This is a genomic window from Streptomyces sp. Isolate_45 (assembly GCF_024721315.2).
Lineage (GTDB): Bacteria > Actinomycetota > Actinomycetes > Streptomycetales > Streptomycetaceae > Streptomyces.
Genome location: NZ_JANFAK020000003.1, coordinates 58169 through 84121 on the forward strand (window position 1 = coordinate 58169; position 25953 = coordinate 84121).

Consider the following 25953-nt stretch of genomic DNA (forward strand, 5'->3'; position numbering starts at 1 on the left):
CCGGTAAGGCGCTGCACATGGTGCGATTCGGATACACGATGATGACCGAGCAGGCCGGCCCCCGGGAACTGGTGGAGCACGTCGCCGCGGCCGAGCGGGCGGGATTCGACTTCTCCGTCACCTCGGACCACTACTTCCCCTGGCTCGCCTCCCAAGGGCACGCCCCGTACGCGTGGAGCGTCCTGGGGGCGGCCGCGCAGGCCACGACGACCATCCCGCTGATGACCTACGTGACCTGCCCGACGGTTCGCTACCACCCGGCGGTCGTCGCGCAGAAGGCGGCCACGATGCAACTGCTGTCCGATGGCCGGTTCCGACTCGGCCTGGGCTCCGGCGAGAACCTCAACGAGCACGTCGTCGGACCCGGCTGGCCCGCCGCGCACGTGCGGCTGGCGATGCTGGAAGAGGCCGTGGGGATCATCCGTGACCTCTTCGACGGCGGCTCCGTGAACCACCACGGGCAGTACTTCGACGTCGAGAACGCCAAACTGTGGGACCTCCCGGACGAACCGCCGCCCATCGGCATCGCGGTGTCCGGCAAGCGTTCCTGCGAACTGGCGGGCCGGTACGCCGACTTGGCGATCGCCATCGACCCGGAGCGGGAACTCCTGGAGTCCTTCGACCGGGCGGGAGGCGTGGGCAAGCCACGCGTCGGCCAGCTGGCGGTCTGCCACGACACCGACCGGGACGCGGCCGTCCGCCGCGCCCACGAACAGTTCCGCTGGTCGGCGGGCGGCTGGCAGGTCAACGCGGAGCTCCCCGGCCCCTCCGCCTTCGACCAGGCCACCCGGTACGTCCGACCCGAGGACATCGCGAAATCGATCCCCTGCGGAGACGATCCCGAGGCCTTCGTCGACGCCGTTCGCCCGTTCGTCGAAGCGGGCTTCACCGAGATCGCCCTGGTCCAGGTCGGCGGATCCCACCAGCACTCGTTCATCGACTGGGCGGAGAGCACCCTCCTCCCGGCCCTGCGCGGCATGGACGCATAGCCCGCACCTCCCGAGCGCCCGACGGCTCACGCGAAAGCGACCCGCATCCCGCCCTGGGAAAGGACGCCGAGCACCTCGGCGACCAGGTCGTACGGGTGGCCGTCCGGGGCCAGGACGTGGGACAGGTGCTCGTGCGCGGTCGCGGAACCGCGCCAGAGCAGGGTCGAGGGGCCAGCGGCGTGGCCGAAGCCTCCGCGCAGGCAGTCGGCGACGGCGTCCAGGCAGCCTCCGAAGTACCCGCCCGGCCCGTTCACGGCCTCGCCGAGGGCCAGGTAGAGGCCCGGTACGTCGGTGACGTGCCGGCCGTCGAGTTCGTACGCGCCACCGGACCGGTCGTGGTGCGCCGGCCGGCAGCCCCGCTCACGGACCAGGTCCAGCCAGGTGTCGCGCTGCCGGGTACCGAGGCCGACCCAGGCTCCGCGCGCCCGCGGCGGCCCGGCGCGCCACCGATCCCACACCGGCCGCGCGTGCGCGGGCACCACCGCGAACGGACTGCCGTCGAGGTCCAGTTCCATATCGATCAGATCCGCCCCGAGGGAGGAGGGACGCCGGCCGCCGACGGTGGGCCACATGGACCGCTCGGTCAGCCGGTCGCCCAGGTCGTCCCGGATCTCCAGCTCGGCCTCTCCTAGGGTCAGCGCCCGACGGGTGCCCTTCGCGAGTACCTGCCGCATGGCCTCGCCCGGGGCGAACCCGCGCAGCACGAGCAGGGGTTGCGCCTCCTCGACGCGCAGGACGCGGGCGAACTCGCGGCAGCCGCCGAGGAGGCGGTACTCGTCGTGCAGCCGCACGGGACCCCGGTACCCGAGGGGCGGACCCTCGTAGTCGTCCGTGCCGGTCAGGACGGGACCGTCCGTCCCCGGGTGCGGACCGAGGCCCTCCACGTCCTCCAACAGCCAGGGGCCGAGGGCCGTGTCCTGCGGTACGAGCCACACCCGACCGCCGCTCCGCCAGGGTTCCCCCGGGCTCTCCGGAGCCCAGCCGAACAGTTCGTACGTCTCCCGGACCGGCTCGCCGAACAAGCCCTCCACCTCGTAACAGGAGCCCCAGGAACGGTCGTTCTCCGTATCGGTCAGCCTGTACCGCATGCGCCCTCGACGGACACCGTTGTTCTCCCACATGCCGACGATCATGCCCTGGGGCCCGGGGAGAGTGCGGCGGACCGCCGAGCGGAGCCACCGGCCGGCCCGGTCGACGTCCGCCGGGCCGGGGACGCGGGTAGCCTGCCCCTGTCGGACCGTGCCGGACCAGCCGTTCAGGTACGCATTCACCAGCGGACGCATCGGACGTGGAGCCCCAAATGACCACACCGCGTGACTTGTTGATCGTCACCATGGGCACGGCAGCCGACCACCCGGCGGAGAAGGGCGATCTGTCGCTCGCGCTCGCGGGCGCCGAGGCGATCGACCTCCTGGGCACCCGGACCATCCGGCTGGACGGCGATCTGATCGTCCCCGACGACGACCGTCCGGCACCGACCGACCCGCTGATGGCGGAGGCGGCCTCCTCGATCGTCCAGGAGGAGCCCTACGAGTCGGTCACCGACTGGCTGTGGCGCCGGGGCCGCGGCCTGTCCGCCGTCTACGAGGCCGCGCTGGAACAGGAAGGGCTGCTCGCCCGGCAACGCCGCCGCGGGCTCTCCTTCCGCGTCGGCACCCCGGAACTCGTCGAATCACCCGCCCGCCGCAGGGCCGTGGACCGTTGGAGGTCGGAGGACCCCGTCCTCGCCAACCTCGCGGAAACGGTCGGGGTCCGCGGTGACCGGACCGGGGACATCCCGGACGTCGCCGACGAGGCCGTGGCCACCGTACTGGCCGCCATCAGCGACGCGGTGGTGGAACTGGCCTCCGTACGGCAACGCCGCGCCATCGACGAGGCCGCCTTCGACAACATCTGGCGGGGCGGGGTCTGACCCGTGCGGCGGCGCACGCACCACCGCCCCGACAAGGACACCCCGCCGCCCGGACGGCGGCTCGGGCCCCGTCCATGACGGACGGGACACATCGCGTCCGGTGGTCACATGGCGGCGCGCAGCATGCCCGCCGTCCTGGCCATGGCGGCCTTCGTCGCCTCGTCGGAGGCGGTCCGTGCGGCTTCCTCCAACAGGAGCGTCGCCGCCTGGAGGAGCCCGACGTGGACGGGGACCGTTTCGAGTCCCGTGAGCGCGGCCATGGCCTGGTCGGTCGCGCTCTGCGGGATGAGGGTGCTGACGCCGCGGCCGACGCCGCGCTGGGACTGGGTTGGTGTGCTCACCCGCCGATTCTCGCCGGTCCGACCACCGAACCGGGCACGATCGCGCACGGTTTCACCGGCGTGGCCCCGGCGACGCCGGGCCGACCACGCCCTGTGGACCGGCACGACCGCTCACGCGATGACGGCGTCGACCTCGACCAGCCGGTCGGGATCGATGAAGCGGGACACCTCGACGACCGTCAGCGCGGGCCGCACGGCCGCGAACCGCTCACCGTGCGCCCGCGCGGCCTCCTCCCACCGGGTCACGTCGGTCAGCATCAGGCGGGTGCGGGTGACGTCCGACACCGCTGCCCCGGCCGCTTCCAGCGCACGCACGGCGATGTCCGGGCAACGTACCGTCCGGGCGTACACGTCACCCGGTCCGACGGTCGACCCGTCGTCGCCGATGGGGGCCGTACCGGCCACCGCCACGTGATGGCCCGCCCGGACCGCCCGCGAGAAACCGATCAGCGGTTCCAGCGGGGACGCGGAACCGACGGTCCGTCGAATGGATTCCATCCGGTCATCCTCGCGGACGGCCCCGGGCCTCAGCCCTGGGGCCGGACGTTGCCGTCCTCGTCGAGCGCGACGTGGATCCGCATCGGATCCTCGCTGTTGACGTCGGAGGGGCGCGGGCCCTCGGGCCCGTCGGGCCCCCAGCGCAGCAAGCGGCGGGTCCGGACGATCCGGTAGACGGAGCCCTCCAGTTCCAGCCGGTTCACGCGCCCCACCCGGAGGGAGTCCGCGGCCCGGGCGTACGTGGCCAACCGTGCGGCCCGCTCGACGTCCGGCGTCGCCGTACGGGCGTCGACGTGCGCGCCGGCGACGGGGGAGATGAGGCCGTGCATGCGCGGCCACATCCAGGTCAGGGCGAAGTCCAATGACTTGCGGGCCTCGTGGGCGGTGGCGTGCGGACCGCTGACCGGCCTCCAGCCGCTCTCGCGCCGCTCCGCGACCGTGAACGTCGCCGGCAGCAGCAGCACGTCCGGATGGGTGTCCAGCGCCCGCCGCGCGTCGGCCAGCACGTCGTCGGGAAACCGCGCACCCGCGTAACACAGACCGCGCAACGCCAACTGCTCCACCGCCCGGCTCGGGGGGACCGGCGCCTCCGGGTCGACGACCAGGCCTTCGTCGATCCCGGGGACCTTGGCCGTACGGTCCCAGTCCGGGACGGGGGGCTCCGGGTCGGTCGGCCGGGGCTGTTCGATGCCGCCAGGGCCGGCACCGGCGTACTCCTCGGCGCGCACGATCCGGTACCGGGTCCCGGCGACGGAAAGGTCGTCGACCCGCTCGGTCTCCAGCCGGGAGACCGCCGCCAGGAGTTCCCGCCGCTCCGCCCGGTCCTGCGCGTGGTCCTTCGCCCGGAACCACAGCCAGGAGTTCAGTCCGTCACGTGCCTGCTGCGGACAGCCGGACGTCACCTCGATCACCACCCGCCACCGCGGCGCGTCCCCGGCCCGTTGCTCGGCGACCCCGAAGAGGGGACCGCGCACCGCCGGATTGCCCACGCCCGCCACGGCGTCGATCGCGTCGGCCTCCACCACGGCCTCCACCGGTTCCACCGGCACCCGCACCACGATCGGCCGTGATCCGCCCGGCACCACATTCCCAGGGTCCATCCGCCCATCCTGGCGCCGCCGACCGTTGCCGCGCTCCGGATCCACCGATTCCCGTGCCCCGATCCGCCGTGACGAGGTACAGTCCGAACGCCCTCACGGAACTACCGAACGCCCGCTCGCCGGGGGGCGTCGACTGCTTGCCCCGCGCCCACGACCCGTCCTGGCGGGGCGCGAGCACGTACGGCGGCCGCCGACGGTCAGGCCTCTTCCGGCAGGCGCCCCTCACCCGCCATGAAGCGCCATACCAAGGCGTGGCCGAGGACGATCAGGGCGATGAGCATGATGGCCTCGGCCTGGATGGGGCGCAGGCCCGTGTGGCGGCCGAGTTCGGGAAAGGCCCCCACGACGGCGATCAGCGCGTAGAGGACGGCGGCCCCCGCCTGCTGCCACACGAGGAAACGGTTGCCCCGCCCGAGGGACAGCAGGCGGAGCGTGCAACCGCAGCCGATGACGGCCAGCACGATGAAGGCGCCGCGCCAGATCTGCGGCTGATCGGTACCGCCGACCTGGGCGAACAGCCCCATCAGGGCGGGGAGCAGGAACGAGAGGTAGATCCCGCCGACGACGCGCCGCAGGGCGGGGTCGCGCATCCAGTCGTGGTGGCTCTGCACGACGTTCCACCACAGGCCGACGAGGGTGAAACAGGTGGCGGAGAACAGGGCGTAGAAGGTGCTGACATCCATGGGTGCCGAGGGTGACAGCCGGAGCGGCGCCGGCGGGCCCTACACGCCCGGAGGACGCCGCCGGCCCGCCGGTACGGGCTAGCGCCCGTCGTGAAACCCGGCAGTGCACGCCCGCCACACAGACGGCCCCGGTCGGTCCCGGTCTGTCCCGGGTCGGCCCCGGCGAGGGCCGCCGACGTGTCGTCCGGGGCGGCGAAGAAGGTGACCATGACGCTCGTCCGGGCCGCCTGCCCTACCTCCCGGGCGACCCTCCGGCGGCCTCCGCCTGCAACGTCCGCAGCAGGTCGAAGGCGGGGCGGTCCACCGGACGGGCGGTGTTGGCGAGGGCGATGACGCCGCACCGGGTCTCCGGGTCGAAGCCCACGAAGGAGCAGAAGCCGCCGGTTCCTCCGTTGTGCCAGACCTGCAGGTGGGAACCTTGCCCCGGGTGCAGACGGTGGGCCGTCCAACCGAGGTGCACCCAGCCGAAGGGGCTCGTACGGTGCTGGTCGGCCCGGCTCGTGCGGATCGCCTCGGCGAGTTCCGGGGGACCGCCGTCGAGCTGGGCCCGCACGTAGGCCACCATGTCGCCGGCGGTCGACCACAGGCCCCCCGCCCCCGCCAGGTCGGCGAGGTGCCAGGGCCGCACGGGGCGCCCGCGCCGGCCGTGACCCCGTGCCGAACGGTCCGCCCTGGTGTCGTCCACCGTCACGAGGGTGTCGGCCATGCCCAGGGGGGCGCAGACCTCCCGGGTCACGAGGCTCTCGTAGTCCGTACCCGCCCGGCGGGCGAGGGCCAGGCCCAGGAGTCCGGCTCCGAGGTTCGAGTAGTGGAACTTCTGGCCCGGGGTGGCCCGCAGTCGGGTCCGGGCGAGCCCGGCCAGGAGCACGTCGGCGGTGCAGTCGGCGTACGGATCCGGCTTCGAGGGGTGGAGCAGGGCCTGGAGCATCATTCCGCGGGGCAGGCGGGGCAGGCCGGACGTGTGGTTCGCGAGGTGACGCAGCGAGATCTGCCGACCCCCGCGCGAAGGCACGGCCACCCCGCTCGGCAGGAGGTCGCGCAGCGGCTCGTCCAGGTCCACCGACCCGAGGACCGCCATGCGCGCCAGGACCAGGGCCGTGAGTGACTTCGTCACCGATCCGATCTCGAACAGGGTGTCCGGCCCCGGGGCACGGCCGAGGTCCCCACCAGTGCTGCCGGCGCCCCTGATCTCCACGTGGTCCCCGGTCACGGCGGCCACCACCACGCCGACGCGCTGCCGCGCGAGCCGGTCGGCGGTCTGCTGGGCAAGGGTGCCGAGTTCTTGATCCATGCTCGAAATCATGACGGCGGCGATCCGTCGACCGATGAGCCTGGATGATGATTTACGGGACGACGCGCTCAGACCTGAGCAGTACGCGGATACGCCGCCGGAACGAAGCGCGGCGCCCGCCCCGCCGGCCTATTCGGTGGCGATGCCCGTGATGACGGGATCGCCCAGTCGGGCCCCCTCCCCGCCGAGCCCGGCGCGCCCCAGCGCCTCCGTCGCCAGATCGCGCGCCTTGCGCTCGGCGGACTTCGTGTCCGCCGCCTCCACCTCCAGGTGCAGGGCGAAGCCGGGCGATTCCGGATAGAGGGAGAGGAGGTGCAGGTCATCCTCCACGCCGATGTCCGTGGTGCGCGGGTCGGCCGGACGGAGTGCTCGGAGCAGCTCGGCGCGCGCGTCCGGCGTGAGCTCGGTCAGTAGGGTCCCGGGAACGGTGACGACGTAGACGGTCATGCCGGTCCGGATGCCCGCCGGAGCCGAAAAAATGCCCCTCCCGCCCGGCCTGCCCACGGACGGCGCCCCGAATCGACCCGACTGGCCGCCGCCGCGGGCCCGCGGCGATGGAACCGTACGCGGTACTTCGCCGAGGCGCCGGAGCTGCCCGCACCCCCTCACGCCCACGCCCCGGCCCGGGCCCATTCCCGTGTGGCGAGTGGCCGTTCTCACGCCCCGGACGGCCGGCACGGGCCGTTCGGCCCATGGGCGCCGCCCTACCCGCCGCCTAGCCTGGACGGGCAACGCGAGTCCAGGGGGGCCGAGTGCAAGGGAAGAGCACATCCATGGGCACCACCACCTCCGGAAGCCGCCGTCGTCGTACCGGCATCACCGTGACGGCAGCCGTTCTCGGCCTCCTGGCCGCAGCCGGCGCTCCGGCCCTCGCTGCCGGTGGAGGCACCCCGGGACAGGCGCCCGAAGCGCCGGGTTCCGGTTCCGGTTCCGGTTCCGTACAGGCACAGCCGAAGGTCCCCGGGGCGGCGCCCGCGAAGACGCCGGAGGGGATATCCCGGCTCGCCCAGGGAAGCGGTCGTGACATCGCGATCACGATCGACGACGGCCCGGACCCGCGCTGGACCCCGCAGGTGCTGGAAGTGCTGAAGGAGAACCACGTCCGGGCCACGTTCTGCATGATCGGCACGCAGGCCCGGGCGCACCCGGACCTGGTCCGTCAGGTCGCGGCCGCCGGGCACCGGCTCTGCGACCACTCCGTCGACCACGACGTGACGATGGACCACAAGCCCGTCGACTACCAGAGCCGCCAGATCCTCGACGGCAAGAAGATGATCGAGGAGGCGGCCCCCGGAGTCTCCGTCGACTACTACCGGGCGCCGGGCGGGGCCTTCACCCCCGAGAGCCGCGCCATCGCCGCCGCGAACGGCATGCGGCCCCTCGGGTGGACCGTGGACCCCAAGGACTGGAGCAAGCCCGGCCTCGACGCCATCGTCTCGGCGGTGGAGAAGGACCTGCCGACCCGGCCCACCGTGCTCTTCCACGACGGGGGCGGAGACCGCAGCGAGACCGTCGCGGCGCTGCGCCAGTACCTCCCCTGGCTCTCCGGCCAGGGCTACCAGTTCACGTTCCCGGTCCGTACCGCGTCCTGAGCCCGATGCGCCTGGCCGGCCGGCCGGTGACAACGGGTCGGCGCGGGCGGTGACAGCCGGTGTTGAACGGGTCGGCCACCGGGCCGTGACCGCCGGTGACGCCGCGACTCAGGACACGCGGCACACGTGGAACCTGCCGGAACGCATGGTGCCGAAGTCCGCGGGGAGCCGGGGAACCCCCTGACCGGGACGAACGGTCAGGTGCTGCCCCGTGTAACCGACGCCGCTGTACACGGTGACGCAGCGCCCCCACAGCCGGCCGCCGTCGCGCCACGTCCCGCCGCCGTTCCACACCGACGAACCGTCGTTGAACCCGACGTAGGCGGTGGTCTCGGGATATCGCGGCATGTCGTGCGCCACGAGGCTCACCACACCCGCGTAGCCGGGGTCCGTCCAGCCGCACACCCAGCCAGGACTGCAATGGTCCGCCGGAGCCGCCGGGCCGGCGGGGGCGAGTACGAGGGCGAGGGCGAGGACGAGCCACGCGGCGCCACGAGCGCCCGGCGGCCCCGCCCGCCCCCGGCCGGGCCGGCAACGGTGCTCAGGGGCTCGGGAGAGGGCGTCGGCGTGCGCGTCCACGGTGATCACCGCCAATCTCCGGCCGACCGTCCGCCGGATCGTGCGACGGCTCGACGCCGGGCTTCCATCGCACCCCCGCACGGGGTTGATCGCACCCCGGCGGCCTCGCGCGACGCACCCCGCCCGGCCTCCTACGCCGGATGGGCCGTCCCGGCACCCGTGGGTGCCGGGACGGCCCATCCGATGGAGCGTCCTGTCGGAGTGCCGGGCCCTGGGCCCGGCGCGCCGGGTCAGTCCGTGCCGGACTCCATCGCGGCGCGGTCCAGGACCTCTTCGTCGGCGGAGACCTCGCCGCGGGAGGCGATCGCCTCGGCGCCGCCCTCCTGGAGGCTGCCGATGAGCCCGGTCGCGGCGGCCTGGGCGGCGCCGATCGCGGGGTTGTCGCTGCCGATGAGGCCGAGTACGGCGTACTGCTCCAGCTTGGCGCGCGAGTCGGCGATGTCGAGGTTGCGCATGGTGAGCTGGCCGATCCGGTCCACCGGACCGAACGCCGAGTCCTCGGTGCGCTCCATGGACAGCTTGTCCGGGTGGTAGCTGAACGCCGGGCCCGTGGTGTCGAGCAGCGAGTAGTCCTCGCCGCGCCGCAGCCGCAACGTGACCTCGCCGGTGACGGCCGCGCCGACCCAGCGCTGCAGCGACTCGCGGACCATCAGCGCCTGCGGGTCCAGCCAGCGGCCCTCGTACATCAGGCGGCCGAGCCGACGGCCCTCGTTGTAGTACTGGGCGAGGGTGTCCTCGTTGTGGATCGCGTTGACCAGCCGCTCGTACGCCGTGTGCAGCAGCGCCATGCCGGGCGCCTCGTAGATGCCGCGGCTCTTGGCCTCGATGATCCGGTTCTCGATCTGGTCCGACATGCCCATGCCGTGGCGACCGCCGATGGCGTTCGCTTCCATCACCAGGTCGACGGGCGAGCCGAAGGCCTTGCCGTTGATCGTCACCGGGCGGCCCTGGTTGAAGCCGATGGTCACGTCCTCGGTGGCGATCTCGACCGAGGGGTCCCAGAACCGCACGCCCATGATCGGCTGGACGGTCTCCACGCCGGTGTCCAGGTGCTCGAGGGTCTTGGCCTCGTGGGTGGCACCCCAGATGTTGGCGTCGGTGGAGTACGCCTTCTCGGCGCTGTCGCGGTAGGGGAGGTCGTGGGCCAGCAGCCACTCCGACATCTCCTTGCGGCCGCCGAGCTCCGTCACGAAGTCGGCGTCGAGCCACGGCTTGTAGATGCGCAGGTGCGGGTTGGCGAGCAGGCCGTAGCGGTAGAACCGCTCGATGTCGTTGCCCTTGAAGGTCGAGCCGTCGCCCCAGATCTGGACGTCGTCCTCGAGCATCGCCCGGACGAGGAGGGTGCCCGTGACGGCGCGGCCGAGCGGCGTGGTGTTGAAGTAGGCGCGCCCGCCCGAGCGGATGTGGAACGCCCCGCACGTCAGCGCGGCCAGGCCTTCTTCCACGAGCGCCGCCCGGCAGTCGACCAGGCGCGCGACCTCGGCGCCGTAGGTCTTCGCACGGCCGGGCACCGACGCGATGTCGGGCTCGTCGTACTGGCCGATGTCGGCGGTGTAGGTGCACGGGATGGCGCCCTTGTCGCGCATCCAAGCGACCGCGACGGAGGTGTCGAGGCCGCCGGAGAAGGCGATGCCGACGCGCTCGCCGGCGGGAAGGGAGGTGAGAACCTTAGACATAGGAAGAGTATGCGCAATAATGCATGGTCATGCAAAACTGAATCTCGGACCGCCCCCGATCGGGGTCGGATCCGGTACCGCCGGCCGTGGTCCCGCGCGCCGCCGACGGGCTCATGCGGTCAGCTCCGTCAGGCCGCCCGAGCCGGCGGTGAGGCCGTGCCGGAGGTCGTGCCGCACGAACCATTCCGTACCCAGGATCCGCTCCCGGGCCGCCTCCGGCACTCCGGACAGGAGCCCGGGCAGCGAGCGGGCCCGGGCCGCCTCGGAACGGTGTGCCCGGATCGCCGCCCACTTCCGCCCGACCCAGGGGCGGACGTCGACGGTCGCGCCGATCGTGTCGTCCGCGACGGTGTGCACCCGCTTGCCGACCCCCAGGAGCAGCTGGGCCAGCTCGCCCGAAGCCGAGCGCGGATGGGCGGAGAGGTAGAGGGCGCCGGGCTGCCACGGCGGACCGGCCTCGGGGCAGAACCCTTCGAGCCCGGCGGCGTGCACGGCCAGCAGGGTCACTCGGTGGGTGTGGACGTGGTCGGGGTGGCCCGAGGACCCTTGGGCGTCGTGGGTGACGACGATGTCGGGCCGGAAGGCGCGCACGTGGGCGACCACCCGCCCGATGGCCTCGTCGAGCGGCGCGTCGCACCAACGTGGTCGTCCGGGGGCCGATGACGGGACCCGGTGGTCGGCGTAGCCGAGCATGCGGGGCTCCCCGGCCCCGAGGACCCCCAACGCGTCGGCGAGTTCACCGGCGCGGTGGCTGTCGGGTGCCCAGGTGGCCGTCACGACGGCGGTCCGCGCGCCCGCGGCCGCGTGCCGGGCGAGGACACCGCCGGCGGACAGGGACTCGTCGTCGGGATGGGCGTACACCGCGAGGACGTCGGCACGGGACATGTCGGATCGGACCTTCCTTCGGGAGGGGCGGGACGGTACGGGTCTCGTGCTCGGGGTCATGAGGCCAAGCCGGCGAGGCTGGTGTCGTTCATGATGCGGTCAGTCGTGTCACGGAGGGTGCTGTCCGCTCCGATGACCGTTTCCGGGCCGCCGGGGAGGAGGTCGCGTTCGCGGTACCAGGTCCGCAGCTCTCGCTCGGTGACCTGGATCAGGTAGTCGTGATCGGCTTTCGTGGCATGTCGGGTCAGCGTCTCCTCGATCGGGATGTCGAGGTAGTAGCAGCGCGAGACCCCGCGGTGGTCGCCGAGCAGGCCCGCGAGCATGTCCGCGTACCGATCGGCGTACAGGATGCCTTCGACCACCACGTGGTAGCCGGCGTCCAGGGCGTAGCGGGCGACCGTGTCGATCAGTCCGATGTTGGCGCCGCCGGGCACATCACGCTCCCTCAGTACGACCCGCCGCAAGTTGTCCTGGCCGACGACGGCCAAGCCGCGGCCGAATCGGTCACGGACGCCTGCCGCGACCGAGGACTTGCCCGACGCCGAGTTGCCCCGAAGGACCACGAGCCGGGTCTCCTCACTTCCTACGGTCGTCCGGGGCACGCCACCCACCTCCGAGGATTTCGCGACGCAGTGTTCGAACGAGGCCGGTGGCCGCTCGCACGCACGCGACCACCTTCCGCCTCCGCGCCCGCGGCGGAGTACCGCCCGCAGGGGAGGGGCCGGTCAGGAGCCGGGTGCGTACGGGCCCGCCGGGTTGGTGGGGCACCGGGTCGCCGGGTTGCTGGAAGTGGACGGCGCCGGGATGGCCGCCGCGGTAGGCGTCCAGCCCGGCACGGCAGTACGCCACCATCGGCTCGGGCAGCGCGTCGAGGGCGTACCAGCCCATGGCGTCGCAGAGGCCGGGCTCCATGATGTCGGGCTCGCCGGTGAAGCGCCGGACCTCGAAGAAGAAGCCGACGCGGGCGCGGCCGTGGGGGCTCCGGTGGTGGACGGTGGTGGCGAGGGCCACGTCCGTCCGGTCGATGGCGACGCCGGTCTCCTCGGAGGCCTCGCGCATGACCCCGTCGACCACGTCCTCGTGCGGCCCGTCCAGATGCCCCGACGGCAGGTGCCACAACCCGGAGGCGTACACGGGGCCGGCCCGCCGGGACAGCAGCACTTCGGGGCCGGTCGCGCCGTCGCGGGCCAGGATCAGGTGCACGTCGACCGTCAGCGCGTAGCGCTCGCGGCCGCTCACGGGCCGTTCCCGGGGTCGGCCGGGAACAGGGTGAGGGTGCCGTGGAGGGTGCCCGTCACGTACTGGTCGAGGACGGCGCGGGCCAGGGGGAGGGCGTCGGCCGGAGGGCCGCCGGGGTCCGCCCACACCACTTCGTCGCGCCTGCCCGGTACGGCGTTGTCCGGGCTTCCCGACCAGTTTTGTGTGGTGAACACGACGCAGAGCCTGCCGGCGCCGTGCTCGCCGCGATAGTGGAGGAGCCCCGAGAACTCCACGTCCCGCTCCGCCACTTGGATGCCGAGGGCCTCGTGTGCCTCACGGCGGGCCGCCGCGGCGAGCCACTCCGCCGGCTCCGGTCGCCCGCCCACCAGGTCCGGCCGACCCCGGTGGGGTCCGTCGGGCCGCCGGATCAGGGCGATCCGCCCGTCGGGGCGGAGGGGGAGCAACGCCACCTGGGTCAGGGGCCGGTAGCCGGGTCCGGTGGAGGAGCCCGCGGCGGGATCCCGTGCGATTTCCCCACCTGTCGTGCGGCGGCCGAACGCTGTCTGCAAGGGTCCTCCCTGGTTGACGCGGAACCGAGCGGTGCTCGAACAACCCCGCACCGCGGGGCGCCGTAACGGGCCTTCGAGGGCGAAGATTTCGAACGGATTTACGGAACCGGTGTGCTGGGCAGTCCCCTCGGGTGGGACGGATCCCGAACTCACACGTTCGAGTGGACAGGGCCCCCGAAGCACTCGATCGGGGACTTGCGGGACTCCCCACGAACCCCGATCCCGCCCGTCGTGGGCTACGGGAGGCCGGTCGTCGGAGGGAGCGGTTTGCGCCATGTTCGTCATTCTCCGCACGCCGCCGAGTGCGCTCAGTAGCGTGACCTTCGAAATCGGTTCGACTTCGTGCACGCGAGTGTCGGACCCCGGTGGAGAACGGCACGTGAGGGAGCTGGACCGATGGCGAACGTGGAAGTGTCCTTGAAGGAGACGATGACCTCGATCGAGGGGGCGCTGGGAGCGGCGCTGGTGGACTACACCAGCGGCATGGCGCTCGGAACCCTCGGTGGTGGCAAGGACCTTGACCTGGTGGTTGCCGCCGCCGGCAACACTGATGTGATCCGCGCGAAGGTGCGCACCCTGGAGATGCTGGGGCTGCGCGACGAGATCGAGGACCTGCTGATCACGCTCGGCAGCCAGTACCACCTGATCCGGCTGCTCAGGGGGCGGGGTACGGACGGTCTCTTCTTGTACGTGGTGCTGGACAAGGGCAATTCCAACCTGGCCATGGCCCGCCACCAGTTGAAGCGCATCGAGTCGGCGCTGGAGGTGTAGCGCGGCCTTCTCGGGCCCACGCATGCCCACGAGTTGCAGAATTCTTCAACTCGGCACATCTGAAACCGGTCAACCTTGGACATGCGTGGGCCCGCGGAACGGGAAGATGGGTTCCGACAGCTGTCCGACTCCGAACCCCCGGAACGGCAAGCACCGTTCCACGCACACGGCGGGAGCATGCGTGGGAATGCAGGTACCCCTCTACCAGGCGAAGGCCGAGTTCTTCCGAATGCTGGGCCACCCCGTCCGCATCCGTGTGCTGGAACTGCTCCAGAACGGTCCCGTCCCCGTCCGGGACCTCCTCGCGGAGATCGACATCGAACCGTCCAACCTCTCGCAGCAGTTGGCCGTGCTGCGCCGGTCCGGCATCGTCGTCTCCATACGGGACGGCGCGACCGTGAGCTACGCGCTGGCGGGCGGGGACGTCGCCGAACTGCTGCGCGCCGCCCGCCGCATCCTGACCGAACTCCTGGCAGGGCAGCACGAACTCCTGCAGGAACTCCGCCAAGGGGAACCGAGGCCCACCCCAGCGGGTCCGCTGCGGACCACGGGCGTACACGCGGAATGAACATCTGCCGCACCCGATCCGGCCGACCTCCGCGGGGGCCGGGCCGGGCCGGGCGGGGCGGGGCGGAGCCGGTTACGGGAGCGCGCTGGTCACCCCATCGACGATCATCATCCACATGGGCTGGGCGCCCGTGCCGAACGCCGACGCCAGCGCGTAGCCGATCGAGGCGTCGACCGGCCGGACCTCGGCGCCCTCCCGCCACTCGGCGATGACCATCTCGTCGCCGTCGCAGGAGAAGTCACCCAGGTGCGTGCCGTCGCGGGTCAGCCTGCTACTGGGGACGGAGTCCGGGACCAGTCGGTAGACGGACCCGTCGTACGTCACGTCCACCCGGTACGAGCGCCTGCTCAGCCCGCCCTTCGCCGGCATCAGTCCGGCCTCCCGGCCGTCGATGCTCAGGGTGAGGAGGGCCGGGTCACGTGTGCCGATCGCGATCTGGGGATCCACCTCAGTGGTGGGGGAACGCTCCAGGACCGCGAGGGGTATCCCTTCGCCCCCGACCTCGATGCGGTCCTGGCCGTCCTGTCGGACGGTGACGCCGCCGAAGAGCGTGTCGTCGATGGGTGCGCGGTCCATGTCGTTCACAGTCATGTGTCGTTTCGGTAGGAGGGGGCGGATCGGTCGGCCGGGCGGCCCGCACCCGGACACGACTACATGCGTACGTGGCAGGGGACATGACGTCCGGCCGGCTCACCGTACTGGTCGCGCGATCTCGCCCGACCTCCGGGGGACGGAGCTGCCCGTCCCGTGCCCACCAGTGCTTTTCCGTGATCCGGGGAGAGCGTCGCGACGGACCCGCCCCTCCCCGGGGCCCCCGGGCCCCCGGGCCCCGCGCCGCCCCGAGGCCGTACGCGGTCGTCGCCTGGCGCCCGCGCCCGGCCCGCGTTTCACTGGAAGGTGCCGCACACGCGTGCCCGCGGAGGGCCCATCGCGTCGGTAGGGAGCCCTCCGGCCGCGGGCGCATGCCGGGAGGTCCCGTGAACACGCACACACCACCCCGCTTCGACCCGACACGGGTGCCCCACCTGCAGGGGTCGTTCGCGCCGGTGACCGAGGAGGTCGATGTCGCCGACCTGGAGGTGACGGGGGAACTGCCGGACGCCCTGGACGGTCTCTACCTGCGCAACGGGCCCAACCCGCGCTTCACACCGATCGGCTCCTTCCTCTACCCCATCGACGGGGACGGCATGCTGCACGGCATCCAGCTCTCCGCCGGCCGTGCGCGCTACCGGAACCGCTTCGTGCGCACCCCGGCGCTGCTCGCCGAGGAACGGGCCGGCCGTGCTCTGTGGGGCGGCCTCGAATCGATGATCACTCCGGACGTCGACCAGGTCGGCCCGGAACTCGCGGGCACCTTCCGGGACCTCCCCGACATCAACGTCGTCAGACACGGCGGACGCCTACTGGCGCTCGCCGAGTCGGCCTGCCCCTTCCGCGTGGGGACCGACCTGGAGACCCTCGGCAAGGAGGACTTCGGCGGGGCCCTGCCCGCAGGCATCACCGCCCACCCCAAGATCGACCCGGTCACGGGCGAGATGGTCGTCTTCTGCTACGGCCTGGAGCCGCCCTACCTGACCTGGTCGGTCATCGACCGCGACGGCGCGGTGACTAGCGGTCCCACCCTGGTCGACGGGGTGGACGAGCCCATGATGGTCCACGACATGGCCCTCACCGCCCGCTACGCCGTCCTCGTCCTGGCCCCAGCCTTCTTCGACCTCGACGCCGCCATGGCCGGCGGTTCCTTCCTGGCCTGGCGGCCCGAGCGGGGCACCCGGGTGGCATTGATCCCGCGCGACGGCGGACCGCTGCGCTGGGCCACCGACGAGGCCTTCTGGCTGTGGCACACCGTGAACGCGTACGACGACGGGGACGCCACGGACGCCCCGGTGATCCTCGACTACGTGCAGTGGAGCCGGCTGACCGTCGGCGGGAGCCCGGAGGCCCCGGCGGACCCGGTGAGCGGCGGCCTCGTACGGGCCCGCATCGATCCGGTGGCGGGCCGCATGACCCGCACCATGCTCGACGACACCCGGGTGGAGTTCCCCCGGATCGACGACCGGCGCATCGGACACCGCCACCGGCAGGTCGCACTGGCGACCGGCACCGGCCGGACCGACCTGTTGCCCGGCGAGTACGACGCCGTGCGCTGGTACGACACAGAGACCGGCACCAGCCGTGTCTGGTCGGCCGGGAACCTGTCCGTCGGTGAGCCGGTCTTCGCCCCGGAGCCCGGACATGATGCGGACGGACCCGGTCCGGGCAGCCCCGGTTCGGACGGACGCGGCTACTGGCTGACCTTCGCCACCGACCGCACCGACGGGTCGAGTTGGTTCCTGGTCATCCCCGCCGAGGACCCCGCCGCCGGCCCGGTGGCCCGCGCACGCATCCCCGTACGCGTCCCGCTCGGACTGCACGGTTGCTGGCTTCCGACGGTGTGACCGCATCCCTGACGCCGCCGGGCCGCACACCGCCGAACGCGTAGCCGCGGCGCGCTCGTCGTCAGCCGCGGTGTCAGCCGATCCGTGAAGGCCGGGGCGGCGCGATGCGTATGCGGGCCCCGGCGGGCGCGTCGCCGATGTCGTCGAGTTGCGCGACGATCGTGCGGCGCAGCTCCTCGTAGTCCTCGAAGCGGTGGTCGTTGAACAGGGTGTGGCCCGTCCACATCAGGTTGGCGCACACCCGCGCCGGAACCCGGCCGGTCCGGGCACCCATGCCGACCAGCGCCACCGACGTGATGCTGCCGGGAACCCGCTGGTTCTGCCGGTGGACGGCCTGGAACGCCGCGGCGCAGGCCAGGGCCACGTTCAGCGTCTCACTCACGTTCTCCGCGGACGTTTCCATCGTCGGCGTCGATATCAGGAACCTCGGGTTCGTGGCACCGGAGGGAACCGTCACCGCGCTGCCCACGGGGAGGCTTCCCGCGAACCGGTCGCGGATCGCCCGCTGTACGCGCAGTTGGATTCCCGCTCCGAGGTGCCGCTTGATGGCCGCGTCGACGCCACCGTCCATCCGACCGCGGGAGTTGGTGGGGGTGACCCAGGCATCGGCTTCCTCGTCGAGGATCGAACCCTGGCGAATCTCGATCCCTGGAGTGTCGGCGAAGGCCGCCCGCCATGCCGCCACGACTTCGGTGTTGATGTCCGCGAGTACCACTCTCAGTGGCGACTGCACGAGATCCACGGCCATGATCCACTCCGATCGACAGGGGTTTTTTGCACTGCTCACGACGTTATCGCGCGCCACTGACAACGCGGCCGACGGAGCGGCGTCGTGACGTACCGTCATGATTGCGAGTGTCCGAACCCGGTGTTAGCCTGCCGCCAGATTCCCGCCGATGAGGCCCCGGAGCCCCCGCCGGCCCGATCCCGCCAGGCTCCGCCCAGCCCTGACCGGGTACACCGACGCCCCGCCCGGGAGCGCTCGGCCTCCATGCCGCAACCCGCTCCGGGGCCCGTGGCCGTGCCGGCACCCGCCGGATGCTCCGCCCGCAAGCCTCGGCAGCAGCCCCACCCCGCTCCCACCCCGCCCCACCCTCTTCGCTCATGTGGCCATGAGCCCCCTCGACGATTCGGAGTGCCTTCACGATGCGTGATGAAAACGCCCCGGCCGATGCCGCCGCCGATGCGGACGTCCCCACCGACGCCGGCGTTCCCGCCCACGCCGACACAGGCGACCCGCTCGCCCTCGCCGAACTGTTCAAGGGCGGCGGCGAACCGTGGCTTCCGCTGCTGAAACCGGTCATCGAGGCGCAGCCGGAAGCAGCCGGGCTCATCGGCCCGGGCCGCGGCCCGGAGGTCGTCCCCGTCCGCGAACTGACCTTCCAGGCCCTCAAGCCCCATCCGCCGCACAAGTGGAAGGTCGTCGTCTTCGGCCAGAACCCCTACCCGCGGCCCGAGAGCGCCACCGGCATAGCCATGTTCGACAACACCTTCCACGACTGGAAGGACAGCCAGTTCGGCAAGGTCGTGAGCATCCGCTGCATCATCAAGGCGGCAGCGATGTGGAAGCACGGCATCCCCAAGAAGACCCCGATCGCCGACGTACGCGCCCTCCTGGCGGAGCACGACGTGGTCCAACCTCCCGAGTGGTTCCAGGCGATGCTCACGCAGGGCGTGCTGCTGCTGAACGCCGCACTCACCGCGAGCAGCGACGGAGCCATGGGAGCCGGACGACACACGGCCTTCTGGCGGCCGGTCGTCGAGCGCGTCGTCGAAGAGATCCTCAAGGCGAAGCAGGATGCCGCCGAGGAGGACCGGGGTGTCGTCTTCGCGTGGTGGGGGGCGCACGCACGCACCCTGAAGAAGGTGGTCCTGCGGCTCCAGCAGAAGTACCCGGACGTCGAGGTCCGGCACATAGACCACCCCAACCCGGCCGCGCAGGGTGACGTCTTCTGCGAGGGCGACCACTTCCGCATGGTCAACGACGCCCTCGCGTCCCTGGGCGCCGACGAGGTCGACTGGCTTCCGAGCAAGGGGTGGAACCAGGCCGGTGCCGGTGCCGGCGGGACGAGCGACGACGGCACGGCCGATCGTATGGGCGCGTTCATCGCGTCCACCATGGAACAGCACCAGCTGTACTTGGACCGCCTTTCCGGCGTCAAGGACGAGGGCCTCGTCCTCCCGGCGATCACCGGAGTGTTCGACACCCCGCTGATGGACTTCACCGAAGCCGTCGCTCCGGTCGCCGCGTTGCTCTCCAACCTCGGCCGGCACGTCGACAGGTCGTACGAGTTCGGCAAGGTGCGGGCCGACGACGGCGTCGACGGCCTGTCCGCGGACGCGATCGCCGCCCTTCACCTCTACACGTGCGAGTCCGCGTTCTACCGCGAGATCAACGCCGTCCTACGTGCTCCGGACCGCACCAAGGTCGTCCCGTACCTGCCGTACCTGCGGCTGCTGTTCTCCGCGGTGTCCCATCTCCCGGCCCGTACGGAGTCCCTGTGGCGCGGGGTGTCGCTGGACCTGCGGGCGCAGTACCCGCTCGGTCGGACCGTGACGTGGTGGGGCGTTTCCTCGTGCACGTCGAAGCTCGGTGTGGCCCGGGCGTTCCTCGGCAGCCGCGGCAAGCGGACGCTCTTCGAGGTGGTCCCGGTCCGGGCGGTGGGGATCCGCCGCTTCTCCGCGTTCACGGACGAGGAGGAGTTCATCCTCTCGCCGGGCACGCAGTTCAAGGTGACGGGCGTCACGACCGAACGCGGCGGCCTGTGCACCGTGAAGCTGACAGAACTGGAGGAACAGGGACTGGTGACCTGACGACGGAACGCCGCGCGCCCCGCACGGCCGCTCGGACGACCGGGGCCGCGCCCTTCGGGCGCCCGGCGCCACTTTCACAGCACGCCCTGGACGCCCCGCAGCCAGTGTCGTACTTCCCGGGCGCTGCGCAGTCGGACGGCGGCGAGGTGGGGATGGGCCGCGAGTCGTTCACCGATGGCGGCGCGCCTCACCGAGTGGCGGGTCCAGGCCCAGCGCATCGGGTGCTCGGGATCGAACAGGAACTCCCGCAGGGTCTCCCGGTTCCCGTTCCACAGTTCACGTCGGGTGACGACCCGGAGGACCGATCGGCGTACGACCCGCCACATCACCGTCCGTCGGGGCAGGTCGAGCCAGACCAGGGTGTCCGCCCTGGTCCACAACAGGCCGCCGAGCGTGGAGTAGTACTGTTCCTCGCACACCCATCGGGGCTCCGCGCTGAACGTGGCCACGTCGTCCTCGAACTCGGGGCGCTTCACCCACTGCGGACCGTGGTAGAGGCCATCCAGTTCGGTCCGCGGCAATCCGAGGCGAGCGGCGAGCGCCGTCGCCATCGTGGTTTTGCCCGATCCCGAGATCCCGGCGACGATCACACGTTCCATACCCATGCGCGGCAGGCTATCCGAGCCGTGTCCGAGCCGTGCCCGAGCGGCTCGGCGAGGAAGTCGCCCCCGGGTGCCGGCTAAAGCTCGTGGTCCCGGGCCAGTTCCGCCCAGCGGATGCCGCGGAGCGCGAGATCGGCGTCCTCGCCCGACGGGACCTCCGGCACGGCCTGGAACCAGGCCACGGTGAGCACGGAACGGTGCAGCACCGGGTCGAGTTCGGGGGAGATGGCCGTCGAGCCGAAAACACCGATGCACGCCACAGGGGGCAGGACCTCAACGGGGCCGAAGGCGCCCCCGCTCAGCTCCGGGTACTCGCGCGAGGGCTGGACGAGATGGACCGGCCCGAAGGAGAACTCGCGGTCGGCCTCCAGTCGCAGACCGCGCACCCGCATGTCGTTGACGACCTTGCACGGGTAGCCCTCCAGCATCCCCGAATAGGTCGAGGACATCCGTAGTTGGGTGAGCTCGATCGATCGACCGGACGTCAGGACTATGTGGCTCAGCGACATGCCGACACCCTATGCGCGTGTTCCGCCGCCGACGCGCGTCCCGGGCGCGTCCTGCGGATTCAACCGGTGGGCGCGTGGGCGGCGTCGTCCGTGCCGGACCGGCACGGACGGAGGACGGGCTCGATCCCGGCCAAGGCGTCTAGCAGTTGTCGCGCCCCCCGGGCAACGCGACTGTCAGGGTCCCGGACCAGTTCCTCACACAGTCGGGCCGCTCCGTCCCGGTCGTCGGAGTGGATGCCGCACACGTCGTCGATCGCGGTGTGGATCCAGTCGGCGTGATTCGGGTCGGAGGCCGCGACGGCGGACGCGAGGATCGCCGGCCCGGGCCGGTCGGCCCGACGGAGCAGGGCTCGCGCCGTCACCCGGGTGACGAAGGTGTCGGAGCGGTCGAGTACGAGTTCCAGCAGTGGTCCGGCGGCGTCGGGTACCTCGGCGAGCGCTGCCAGGCCTTGACCGGCGTCCGCGCGATCCCGGTGGTCGGAGCTTCGCCCGAGCTCCACGAGTGCCGCCACGGCCGCATGCCGCAGTTCGCTGTTCATCCGGCGCACCGCTGGTTCGCCGTGGGGGCGACCGGAGCAGGACGCCATCCGGAGGGGCCTGAGCCCGCGTGGTCGTGCACGTCTCGTCCCTCTCCCTGTTCGTGTTCCGGTTCCACCGGCGAGCCGAACGCGCTTCCCCCCGTTACCGTCACGCGGGGCAATGTAGCGCCCGCAGTGGGCGGGGTGGGATCCGGGAGGGGGCCGGCGGGGCGCCGGCACGGCGAATATCGGTTCCGGGTCGTGGTGCGGTCGTGCGACGATCCGGGCAGGAACCGGGAGAACGGGCAGGCGGGGGAACATGGGCAGGATGCACGCCGACGAAGCGGAAACCGACGTCGGGCTGGTCCGGCGGTTGCTGCGCACCCAGTTCCCCCACTGGGCGGACCTCCCGGTCGCCCGGCTCGCCTCCGGAGGCACCGTCAACGCGATCTACCGGCTCGGCGACGACCTGACCGTCCGGTTGCCGCTGCGCCCCGGCGGCGCCGGGGCCATCGCCATGGAGGCGCGGCTGCTGCCCCGGCTCGCTCCGCTACTGCCGTTGCCGATCCCGGAGGTGGTGGTGACCGGCGCTCCGGGCGAGGGGTACCCCTTGCCCTGGTCGGTGTACCGGTGGATCGACGGCCGCAACCCCGTCGAGGGCGACCTGGCGGAGCCCGGCCCCGCGGCCCGTGACCTCGCGGAGTTCGCCGTCGCCTTCCGGAAGGTCGGCCTCCCCGGCGGTCCGCCCGCACACCGGGGCGCGCCGCTGATCACCGAGGACCAGGAAGTACGGGCCGCGATCGAGGCGCTGCGCCACACCGACGAGCCCTTCGACGCCGACGAGATCACCGCGGCCTGGGAGGAAGCACTCGCCGCACCGCCCTGGACGGGCCCGGCCTGCTGGACGCACTCCGACCTCATGCCGAGCAACCTGCTGCTCGCGGGCGACCGTGTCTCGGCGGTCATCGACTTCGGCACCGTGGGCATGGGCGAACCCGCCACCGACCTCATTCCCGCCTGGAACCTGCTGCCCGCCCCGGTGCGGCAGGTCTACCGGGAGGCGGTGGACGTGGACGACGCGACGTGGGCCCGAGGGCGGGGCTGGGCCCTGTCCATGGCGGTCATCCAACTGCCGTACTACCGGACGACCAATGCGATCATCTCGGCCAACGCCCGCCACGTGATCCGTGAAGTCCTCGGGACCTGAGCACGTGCGGGCCGTGCGCCGCGATCCACCGGTAACCACCCGCCGCAGCGGGGCCGGCGGGCGTAGCCCGTAAGGATGGCCATATCGGCCTCAACGGCCTGAGCAGGTAAAATCGTTGTCCCGTTCCGGCCGGTTGACGGTGCGACGGAGCCGGCGCGTACGGGCGCCGCGGGCGTCCTGACTCAGGGCCGCTCGCGGGCCGTAGGTGTCGAAGCCGTTGAAGGCTCCGGGCCACACGTGCGGTTCGGCCTCGCAGCCGGCCTGTCAGATCTCGTCGGTGTAGGGGACGCCCTCGTCCCTGAAGGTCTCCGGTCGCCCAACAGTGCTCGCCACGCGGTGGCGTTGGACGGCCGATCCCAGGTGTCGACGCCCGCCGTCCGGTGGCTGGAAAAGCCGTCGCCGCGGTCGTCGAGCATCGGGCACAACAACAGCTGCCCGATCGGTACGGGTCCACCCCGAACGCGGGCGAGCAGGGCGAGGGCGGGCGGCGTCTTGCGCCTGCCGTGGGGCTCGGTTCTCCGGCGTGTACGGTTCCCGCGCCCGGGTGCTCATGGCGGCCTGCGCCGTGCGCGGTTAGGGATCGGTCGGGGGCGGGGTACGGGGCGTGGGGGCGGCGCACTCCCGAGCGTCCGTTTTGTCTATCGACAGCCATAAAAGATCAGCTTAGCCTTGCCTAAGTCCTGCACGCGACCGCCTGTCCGTGTGCCCCGATCCTCCTGCTTCGAGTACCAGCCGCACTTCGTCCGGCACCGAGCGACGTCCATCCGCGCGGCCGCCGGTGGTGAGGGCCGCCGATCCGGGTTCACCCGGTGGATCGAAGGGATAACGTACAGCGACATGGGCACGACCACGGTGGAGCGCTTGGCGCGCAAAGGTACAACTGACTTACAAAACCGCAGAGTTACCGGCTTCTTCGCGCTCGTACTGGTTCTCCTGGCCGCCGCGGTCCTGTCGTTGGCGGTCGGGGCGCGGGCGCTGAGCCCCGCCGAGGTGTGGGAGGGGCTGCTGGGGGCGCCGGACCCCGATCGGCGGCTCACCGAGATCAGACTCATCGTGCGGACCGTACGGGTGCCCAGGACGGTGCTCGCGGTCGTGGCGGGCGTCGCCCTGGGGGTCGGCGGGGCGCTGATCCAGGGGTACACGCGCAACCCGATCGCCGATACGGGCCTGTTGGGGGTGAACTCCGGAGCATCGTTCGCCGTGGTGACGGTGATCGCCGTGTTCGGGTTCGTCAACCCGTTCCAGTACGTGTGGTTCGCCTTCCTGGGCGCCGCGGTCTCCGGCGTCGTCGTGTTCGGACTGGCGAGCATGGGTCGCGGGGCGGGGAACCCGTTGACGTTGGCCCTCGCCGGGCAGGGGGTGACCGTGTTCCTCGCGGCGATGACGACGGCGGTCGCGCTGTCGGACAAGGCGTCGTTGAACGCGCTGCGCTTCTGGAACGCGGGCTCCGTCGCCGGGGTCGGATTCGATGTGATCCTGCCCGTGACCGCTTTCATCGGGGCCGGGCTGCTATTGGCGCTGACCACCCTGCCGGCCGTCAACCTCCTGAACCTGGGCGACGACGTGGCTCGGGGGCTGGGGGTGAACGTCGCGCTGGTCCGCACCACCGGCATCATCTCCATCACCCTGCTGGCCGGAGCGGCCACCGCGGCCTGCGGGCCCATCGCGTTCCTCGGCCTCATGGTGGCGCACGTGGCCCGGTACCTGACCGGTCCCGACTACCGTTGGCTGGTTCCGTACGCCGGTCTGCTCGGTGCCATCGTCCTCCTGGTCTGCGACATCGTGGGACGCCTGCTGGTGCGCCCCGGCGAACTGGACGCGGGCGTCGTCGTGGCCCTCCTCGGCGCCCCCTTCTTCGCGTTCCTGGTGTGGCGCGGAAAGTTCAGGAGCGCGTGAACGGGGCCGGCGCCAGGCCACCGGGCGCGCGGGCATCAGACGCGCAGGCGACGGGCGCGCAGGCGTCCGACGTGAAGGCGTCGAACGTGAGGGCGTCGAACGTGAAGTTACCCGACACGAACGCATCGCAGGTGAGGGCACCAGTCATGAGTGCATCCGGTGTGAAGTCATCCGGCATCGAGTCGTCGGACCCGAAGTCGTCGGACCCGAAGTCGTCGAACGCCGAGTCGTCGGGCGCGGGGCCGACCGTGGCGCCGGGCGTGCGGCTCGGCCGGGTGTCGTTCGTCTGGCGGCCGTGGATGGTGACCGTCACCCTGCTGCTGGCCGCGGCGACCTTCCTCGTGTTCTGCCTGTCCATCGGTGTCGGGGACTTCCCCATCGGCCTGCCCCGGGTGATCGGCACGATCCTGGGCGGCGGCGAACAGGTCGACGAGTTCGTGATCATGGATTTGCGGATGCCGCGCGCCCTGGCCGGATGCGTCGTCGGCATCGCGCTCGGCGTGTCCGGGGCGATCACCCAGTCCATCGCGCGCAATCCGCTGGCCAGCCCGGACATCCTCGGCATCACCGGGGGCGCCGGTGCGGTCGCCGTGTTCCTGGTGACCGTGTCGGGCGGGACCGCCACGGCCGTCGTCAACTCCGCCGGCCTGTCAGGGGCGGCGCTCGCGGGCGGTCTGGGTACGGGGCTCCTCGTGTACTTCCTCGCGTGGCGGCGCGGCGTCGACGGTTTCCGGCTCATCCTCATCGGGATCTCCGTGAGCGCCGTGATGGAGGCGATCACGACCTGGCTGTTGGTCAGCGCGGACATCCGGGACGTGGCCCGGGCGCAGGCATGGCTCATCGGCTCGCTGGACAACCGCTCCTGGGACGACATCACGGTGGCGCTCTGGTCCACGCTCGCCCTGATGGCCGTCGTCGCGTGCGTGGCCTTCCAGTTCAAACCGATGCACCTCGGCGACGAGGTGGCGGCCGGCCTGGGCGTCCGGTACACGATGGTCCGGGCGGTCCTGCTCCTGTGCGCGGTCCTGCTGGCCGGCGTGGCGGTCAGCGCGGCGGGTCCGGTCCCGTTCGTCGCCCTCGTCGCGCCGCAGGTGGCCATGCGGCTGGCCAGGTGCCCCACACCGCCGATGGTCGCCTCCGGCATGGTCGGAGCCCTGCTGCTGATCGGCGCGGACCTCGTCGCGCGCACGGCGCTGCCGATCACCCTCCCGGTCGGCGTGGTGACGGCGGCGATCGGCGGTCCGTTCCTCGTCCACCTACTGGTGCGGGCCAACGTCCGCTGACCGGTGCACACGTTCGAGCAAGTCCAGATCAG

29 protein-coding genes and 1 pseudogene are annotated in these 25953 nt (G+C 72.0%); 10 read left to right on the plus strand and 20 right to left on the minus strand.

Translation table 11 applies throughout. The features are described 5' to 3' along the window. Positions 1–17 precede the first annotated feature (17 nt). Positions 18–989, plus strand: coding sequence for an LLM class F420-dependent oxidoreductase (locus tag NOD94_RS01955; protein ID WP_281203915.1), 972 nt, complete (start codon positions 18–20; stop codon positions 987–989). A gap of 26 nt (positions 990–1015) precedes the next feature. Here NOD94_RS01955 and NOD94_RS01960 read toward each other — a convergent pair whose 3' ends face one another. Next, positions 1016–2122, minus strand: coding sequence for a barstar family protein (locus NOD94_RS01960; protein ID WP_281203987.1), 1107 nt, complete (start codon positions 2120–2122; stop codon positions 1016–1018). A gap of 167 nt (positions 2123–2289) precedes the next feature. Here NOD94_RS01960 and NOD94_RS01965 point away from each other — a divergent pair, with 167 nt between their 5' ends. Beyond that, positions 2290–2901 (plus strand): GPP34 family phosphoprotein, encoded by a 612-nt coding sequence (locus tag NOD94_RS01965; RefSeq protein WP_281203916.1) that lies wholly within the window; start codon positions 2290–2292, stop codon positions 2899–2901. A gap of 104 nt (positions 2902–3005) precedes the next feature. On the opposite strand, the gene NOD94_RS01970 is transcribed toward NOD94_RS01965, so the two are convergent. The 6 genes from NOD94_RS01970 to NOD94_RS01995 all read right to left on the minus strand — a co-directional run bounded on the left by NOD94_RS01970 (position 3006) and on the right by NOD94_RS01995 (position 7261). Beyond that, complete coding sequence (locus NOD94_RS01970; RefSeq protein WP_281203917.1) at positions 3006–3242, minus strand: hypothetical protein; 237 nt, start codon at positions 3240–3242, stop codon at positions 3006–3008. Positions 3243–3353: 111 nt separating this feature from the next. Continuing rightward, the gene (locus NOD94_RS01975) at positions 3354–3740 is read right to left on the minus strand and encodes a Rid family hydrolase (protein WP_281203918.1); all 387 of its coding nucleotides are present in this window, start codon (positions 3738–3740) and stop codon (positions 3354–3356) included. A 29-nt stretch (positions 3741–3769) separates the two neighbouring features. Further along, positions 3770–4840, minus strand: a complete 1071-nt coding sequence (locus NOD94_RS01980) for a DUF5954 family protein (RefSeq protein ID WP_281203919.1) — start codon at positions 4838–4840, stop codon at positions 3770–3772. A gap of 197 nt (positions 4841–5037) precedes the next feature. Next, positions 5038–5523 carry a hypothetical protein gene (locus tag NOD94_RS01985; protein ID WP_281203920.1) on the minus strand — a complete coding sequence of 162 codons (486 nt, stop codon included), beginning with the start codon at positions 5521–5523 and terminating at the stop codon, positions 5038–5040. Between the two features lie 232 nt (positions 5524–5755). Beyond that, entirely contained in the window at positions 5756–6814 is a 1059-nt protein-coding gene (locus tag NOD94_RS01990) for a serine hydrolase domain-containing protein (RefSeq protein WP_281203921.1), read from the minus strand. Between the two features lie 129 nt (positions 6815–6943). Further along, positions 6944–7261: a hypothetical protein gene (locus NOD94_RS01995; RefSeq protein WP_281203922.1), complete on the minus strand. Its 318-nt coding sequence runs from the start codon at positions 7259–7261 to the stop codon at positions 6944–6946. A 326-nt stretch (positions 7262–7587) separates the two neighbouring features. On the opposite strand from NOD94_RS01995, the gene NOD94_RS02000 reads away from it, so the two are divergent. Then, positions 7588–8406, plus strand: coding sequence for a polysaccharide deacetylase family protein (locus NOD94_RS02000; RefSeq protein ID WP_281203923.1), 819 nt, complete (start codon positions 7588–7590; stop codon positions 8404–8406). Between the two features lie 108 nt (positions 8407–8514). On the opposite strand, the gene NOD94_RS02005 is transcribed toward NOD94_RS02000, so the two are convergent. The 6 genes from NOD94_RS02005 to NOD94_RS02030 all read right to left on the minus strand — a co-directional run bounded on the left by NOD94_RS02005 (position 8515) and on the right by NOD94_RS02030 (position 13315). Further along, a complete protein-coding gene (locus NOD94_RS02005) occupies positions 8515–8994 on the minus strand; it encodes a peptidase inhibitor family I36 protein (RefSeq protein WP_281203924.1) in 480 nt (159 codons plus the stop codon). A 221-nt stretch (positions 8995–9215) separates the two neighbouring features. After that, entirely contained in the window at positions 9216–10661 is a 1446-nt protein-coding gene (argG, locus tag NOD94_RS02010; RefSeq protein WP_281203925.1) for an argininosuccinate synthase, read from the minus strand. Between the two features lie 111 nt (positions 10662–10772). Then, entirely contained in the window at positions 10773–11546 is a 774-nt protein-coding gene (locus NOD94_RS02015; RefSeq protein ID WP_281203926.1) for a PIG-L deacetylase family protein, read from the minus strand. Between the two features lie 56 nt (positions 11547–11602). Next, on the minus strand, positions 11603–12148 hold the full coding sequence (locus NOD94_RS02020; protein WP_281203927.1) for an AAA family ATPase: 546 nt from the start codon (positions 12146–12148) through the stop codon (positions 11603–11605). After that, entirely contained in the window at positions 12123–12785 is a 663-nt protein-coding gene (locus NOD94_RS02025; protein WP_281203928.1) for an NUDIX domain-containing protein, read from the minus strand. Before NOD94_RS02025 ends, NOD94_RS02020 begins: the two co-directional genes overlap by 26 nt. Then, positions 12782–13315: an NUDIX domain-containing protein gene (locus NOD94_RS02030; RefSeq protein WP_281203929.1), complete on the minus strand. Its 534-nt coding sequence runs from the start codon at positions 13313–13315 to the stop codon at positions 12782–12784. Before NOD94_RS02030 ends, NOD94_RS02025 begins: the two co-directional genes overlap by 4 nt. Before the next feature lie 396 nt (positions 13316–13711). Here NOD94_RS02030 and NOD94_RS02035 point away from each other — a divergent pair, with 396 nt between their 5' ends. Both NOD94_RS02035 and NOD94_RS02040 read left to right on the plus strand, forming a co-directional pair. Then, positions 13712–14086 carry a hypothetical protein gene (locus tag NOD94_RS02035; RefSeq protein ID WP_281203930.1) on the plus strand — a complete coding sequence of 125 codons (375 nt, stop codon included), beginning with the start codon at positions 13712–13714 and terminating at the stop codon, positions 14084–14086. Positions 14087–14273: 187 nt separating this feature from the next. Then, the gene (locus NOD94_RS02040; RefSeq protein ID WP_281203988.1) at positions 14274–14654 is read left to right on the plus strand and encodes a metalloregulator ArsR/SmtB family transcription factor; all 381 of its coding nucleotides are present in this window, start codon (positions 14274–14276) and stop codon (positions 14652–14654) included. Between the two features lie 72 nt (positions 14655–14726). Here the strand turns inward: NOD94_RS02040 and NOD94_RS02045 are convergent, their stop codons facing one another. After that, entirely contained in the window at positions 14727–15230 is a 504-nt protein-coding gene (locus NOD94_RS02045) for a hypothetical protein (protein WP_281203931.1), read from the minus strand. Positions 15231–15631: 401 nt separating this feature from the next. Between NOD94_RS02045 and NOD94_RS02050 the strand changes: the two genes are divergently transcribed. After that, positions 15632–17092, plus strand: coding sequence for a carotenoid oxygenase family protein (locus tag NOD94_RS02050; RefSeq protein WP_281203932.1), 1461 nt, complete (start codon positions 15632–15634; stop codon positions 17090–17092). Positions 17093–17165: 73 nt separating this feature from the next. On the opposite strand, the gene NOD94_RS02055 is transcribed toward NOD94_RS02050, so the two are convergent. Then, positions 17166–17840 (minus strand): macro domain-containing protein, encoded by a 675-nt coding sequence (locus NOD94_RS02055; RefSeq protein ID WP_281203933.1) that lies wholly within the window; start codon positions 17838–17840, stop codon positions 17166–17168. Positions 17841–18238: 398 nt separating this feature from the next. On the opposite strand from NOD94_RS02055, the gene NOD94_RS02060 reads away from it, so the two are divergent. Further along, positions 18239–19906 (plus strand): ADP-ribosyltransferase domain-containing protein, encoded by a 1668-nt coding sequence (locus NOD94_RS02060; RefSeq protein WP_281203934.1) that lies wholly within the window; start codon positions 18239–18241, stop codon positions 19904–19906. A 74-nt stretch (positions 19907–19980) separates the two neighbouring features. Here the strand turns inward: NOD94_RS02060 and NOD94_RS02065 are convergent, their stop codons facing one another. The 3 genes from NOD94_RS02065 to NOD94_RS02075 all read right to left on the minus strand — a co-directional run bounded on the left by NOD94_RS02065 (position 19981) and on the right by NOD94_RS02075 (position 21556). Next, positions 19981–20511 (minus strand): adenylate kinase, encoded by a 531-nt coding sequence (locus NOD94_RS02065; RefSeq protein ID WP_281203935.1) that lies wholly within the window; start codon positions 20509–20511, stop codon positions 19981–19983. Positions 20512–20585: 74 nt separating this feature from the next. Further along, positions 20586–21017: a hypothetical protein gene (locus NOD94_RS02070; RefSeq protein WP_281203936.1), complete on the minus strand. Its 432-nt coding sequence runs from the start codon at positions 21015–21017 to the stop codon at positions 20586–20588. Between the two features lie 59 nt (positions 21018–21076). After that, entirely contained in the window at positions 21077–21556 is a 480-nt protein-coding gene (locus NOD94_RS02075) for a hypothetical protein (protein WP_281203937.1), read from the minus strand. A gap of 307 nt (positions 21557–21863) precedes the next feature. On the opposite strand from NOD94_RS02075, the gene NOD94_RS02080 reads away from it, so the two are divergent. After that, positions 21864–22742: an aminoglycoside phosphotransferase family protein gene (locus tag NOD94_RS02080; RefSeq protein WP_281203938.1), complete on the plus strand. Its 879-nt coding sequence runs from the start codon at positions 21864–21866 to the stop codon at positions 22740–22742. A gap of 90 nt (positions 22743–22832) precedes the next feature. Here the strand turns inward: NOD94_RS02080 and NOD94_RS02085 are convergent. Next, positions 22833–23224: pseudogene (locus NOD94_RS02085) on the minus strand (alpha/beta hydrolase); the annotation flags it as partial. A gap of 355 nt (positions 23225–23579) precedes the next feature. Between NOD94_RS02085 and NOD94_RS02090 the strand changes: the two are divergent. After that, the gene (locus NOD94_RS02090; protein WP_281203939.1) at positions 23580–24638 is read left to right on the plus strand and encodes an iron ABC transporter permease; all 1059 of its coding nucleotides are present in this window, start codon (positions 23580–23582) and stop codon (positions 24636–24638) included. Here the strand turns inward: NOD94_RS02090 and NOD94_RS02095 are convergent. Continuing rightward, positions 24625–24951: a hypothetical protein gene (locus NOD94_RS02095; protein WP_281203940.1), complete on the minus strand. Its 327-nt coding sequence runs from the start codon at positions 24949–24951 to the stop codon at positions 24625–24627. The genes NOD94_RS02090 and NOD94_RS02095 overlap by 14 nt on opposite strands. On the opposite strand from NOD94_RS02095, the gene NOD94_RS02100 reads away from it, so the two are divergent. Beyond that, positions 24938–25921, plus strand: a complete 984-nt coding sequence (locus NOD94_RS02100) for an iron chelate uptake ABC transporter family permease subunit (RefSeq protein WP_281203941.1) — start codon at positions 24938–24940, stop codon at positions 25919–25921. The two genes, NOD94_RS02095 and NOD94_RS02100, sit on opposite strands and share 14 nt — an antisense overlap. Positions 25922–25953: the final 32 nt, after the last annotated feature.

Bases quoted from the DNA above. Each gene is read 5' to 3' on its own strand.
- NOD94_RS01975 (WP_281203918.1), bottom strand. From the start codon at position 3,740: ATGGAATCCATTCGACGGACCGTCGGTTCCGCGTCCCCGCTGGAACCG.
- NOD94_RS02070 (WP_281203936.1), bottom strand. From the start codon at position 21,017: ATGTCGCTGAGCCACATAGTCCTGACGTCCGGTCGATCGATCGAGCTC.
- NOD94_RS01960 (WP_281203987.1), bottom strand. From the start codon at position 2,122: ATGATCGTCGGCATGTGGGAGAACAACGGTGTCCGTCGAGGGCGCATG.
- NOD94_RS02075 (WP_281203937.1), bottom strand. From the start codon at position 21,556: ATGAACAGCGAACTGCGGCATGCGGCCGTGGCGGCACTCGTGGAGCTC.
- NOD94_RS01985 (WP_281203920.1), bottom strand. From the start codon at position 5,523: ATGGATGTCAGCACCTTCTACGCCCTGTTCTCCGCCACCTGTTTCACC.
- NOD94_RS02015 (WP_281203926.1), bottom strand. From the start codon at position 11,546: ATGTCCCGTGCCGACGTCCTCGCGGTGTACGCCCATCCCGACGACGAG.
- NOD94_RS02100 (WP_281203941.1), top strand. From the start codon at position 24,938: ATGGTGACCGTCACCCTGCTGCTGGCCGCGGCGACCTTCCTCGTGTTC.
- NOD94_RS02090 (WP_281203939.1), top strand. From the start codon at position 23,580: ATGGGCACGACCACGGTGGAGCGCTTGGCGCGCAAAGGTACAACTGAC.
- NOD94_RS01995 (WP_281203922.1), bottom strand. From the start codon at position 7,261: ATGACCGTCTACGTCGTCACCGTTCCCGGGACCCTACTGACCGAGCTC.
- argG (WP_281203925.1), bottom strand. From the start codon at position 10,661: ATGTCTAAGGTTCTCACCTCCCTTCCCGCCGGCGAGCGCGTCGGCATC.
- NOD94_RS01980 (WP_281203919.1), bottom strand. From the start codon at position 4,840: ATGGACCCTGGGAATGTGGTGCCGGGCGGATCACGGCCGATCGTGGTG.
- NOD94_RS02065 (WP_281203935.1), bottom strand. From the start codon at position 20,511: ATGGGTATGGAACGTGTGATCGTCGCCGGGATCTCGGGATCGGGCAAA.
- NOD94_RS02040 (WP_281203988.1), top strand. From the start codon at position 14,274: ATGCAGGTACCCCTCTACCAGGCGAAGGCCGAGTTCTTCCGAATGCTG.
- NOD94_RS02045 (WP_281203931.1), bottom strand. From the start codon at position 15,230: ATGGACCGCGCACCCATCGACGACACGCTCTTCGGCGGCGTCACCGTC.
- NOD94_RS01990 (WP_281203921.1), bottom strand. From the start codon at position 6,814: ATGGATCAAGAACTCGGCACCCTTGCCCAGCAGACCGCCGACCGGCTC.
- NOD94_RS02060 (WP_281203934.1), top strand. From the start codon at position 18,239: ATGCGTGATGAAAACGCCCCGGCCGATGCCGCCGCCGATGCGGACGTC.
- NOD94_RS02080 (WP_281203938.1), top strand. From the start codon at position 21,864: ATGCACGCCGACGAAGCGGAAACCGACGTCGGGCTGGTCCGGCGGTTG.
- NOD94_RS02055 (WP_281203933.1), bottom strand. From the start codon at position 17,840: ATGGCCGTGGATCTCGTGCAGTCGCCACTGAGAGTGGTACTCGCGGAC.
- NOD94_RS02000 (WP_281203923.1), top strand. From the start codon at position 7,588: ATGGGCACCACCACCTCCGGAAGCCGCCGTCGTCGTACCGGCATCACC.
- NOD94_RS01955 (WP_281203915.1), top strand. From the start codon at position 18: ATGGTGCGATTCGGATACACGATGATGACCGAGCAGGCCGGCCCCCGG.
- NOD94_RS01965 (WP_281203916.1), top strand. From the start codon at position 2,290: ATGACCACACCGCGTGACTTGTTGATCGTCACCATGGGCACGGCAGCC.
- NOD94_RS02035 (WP_281203930.1), top strand. From the start codon at position 13,712: ATGGCGAACGTGGAAGTGTCCTTGAAGGAGACGATGACCTCGATCGAG.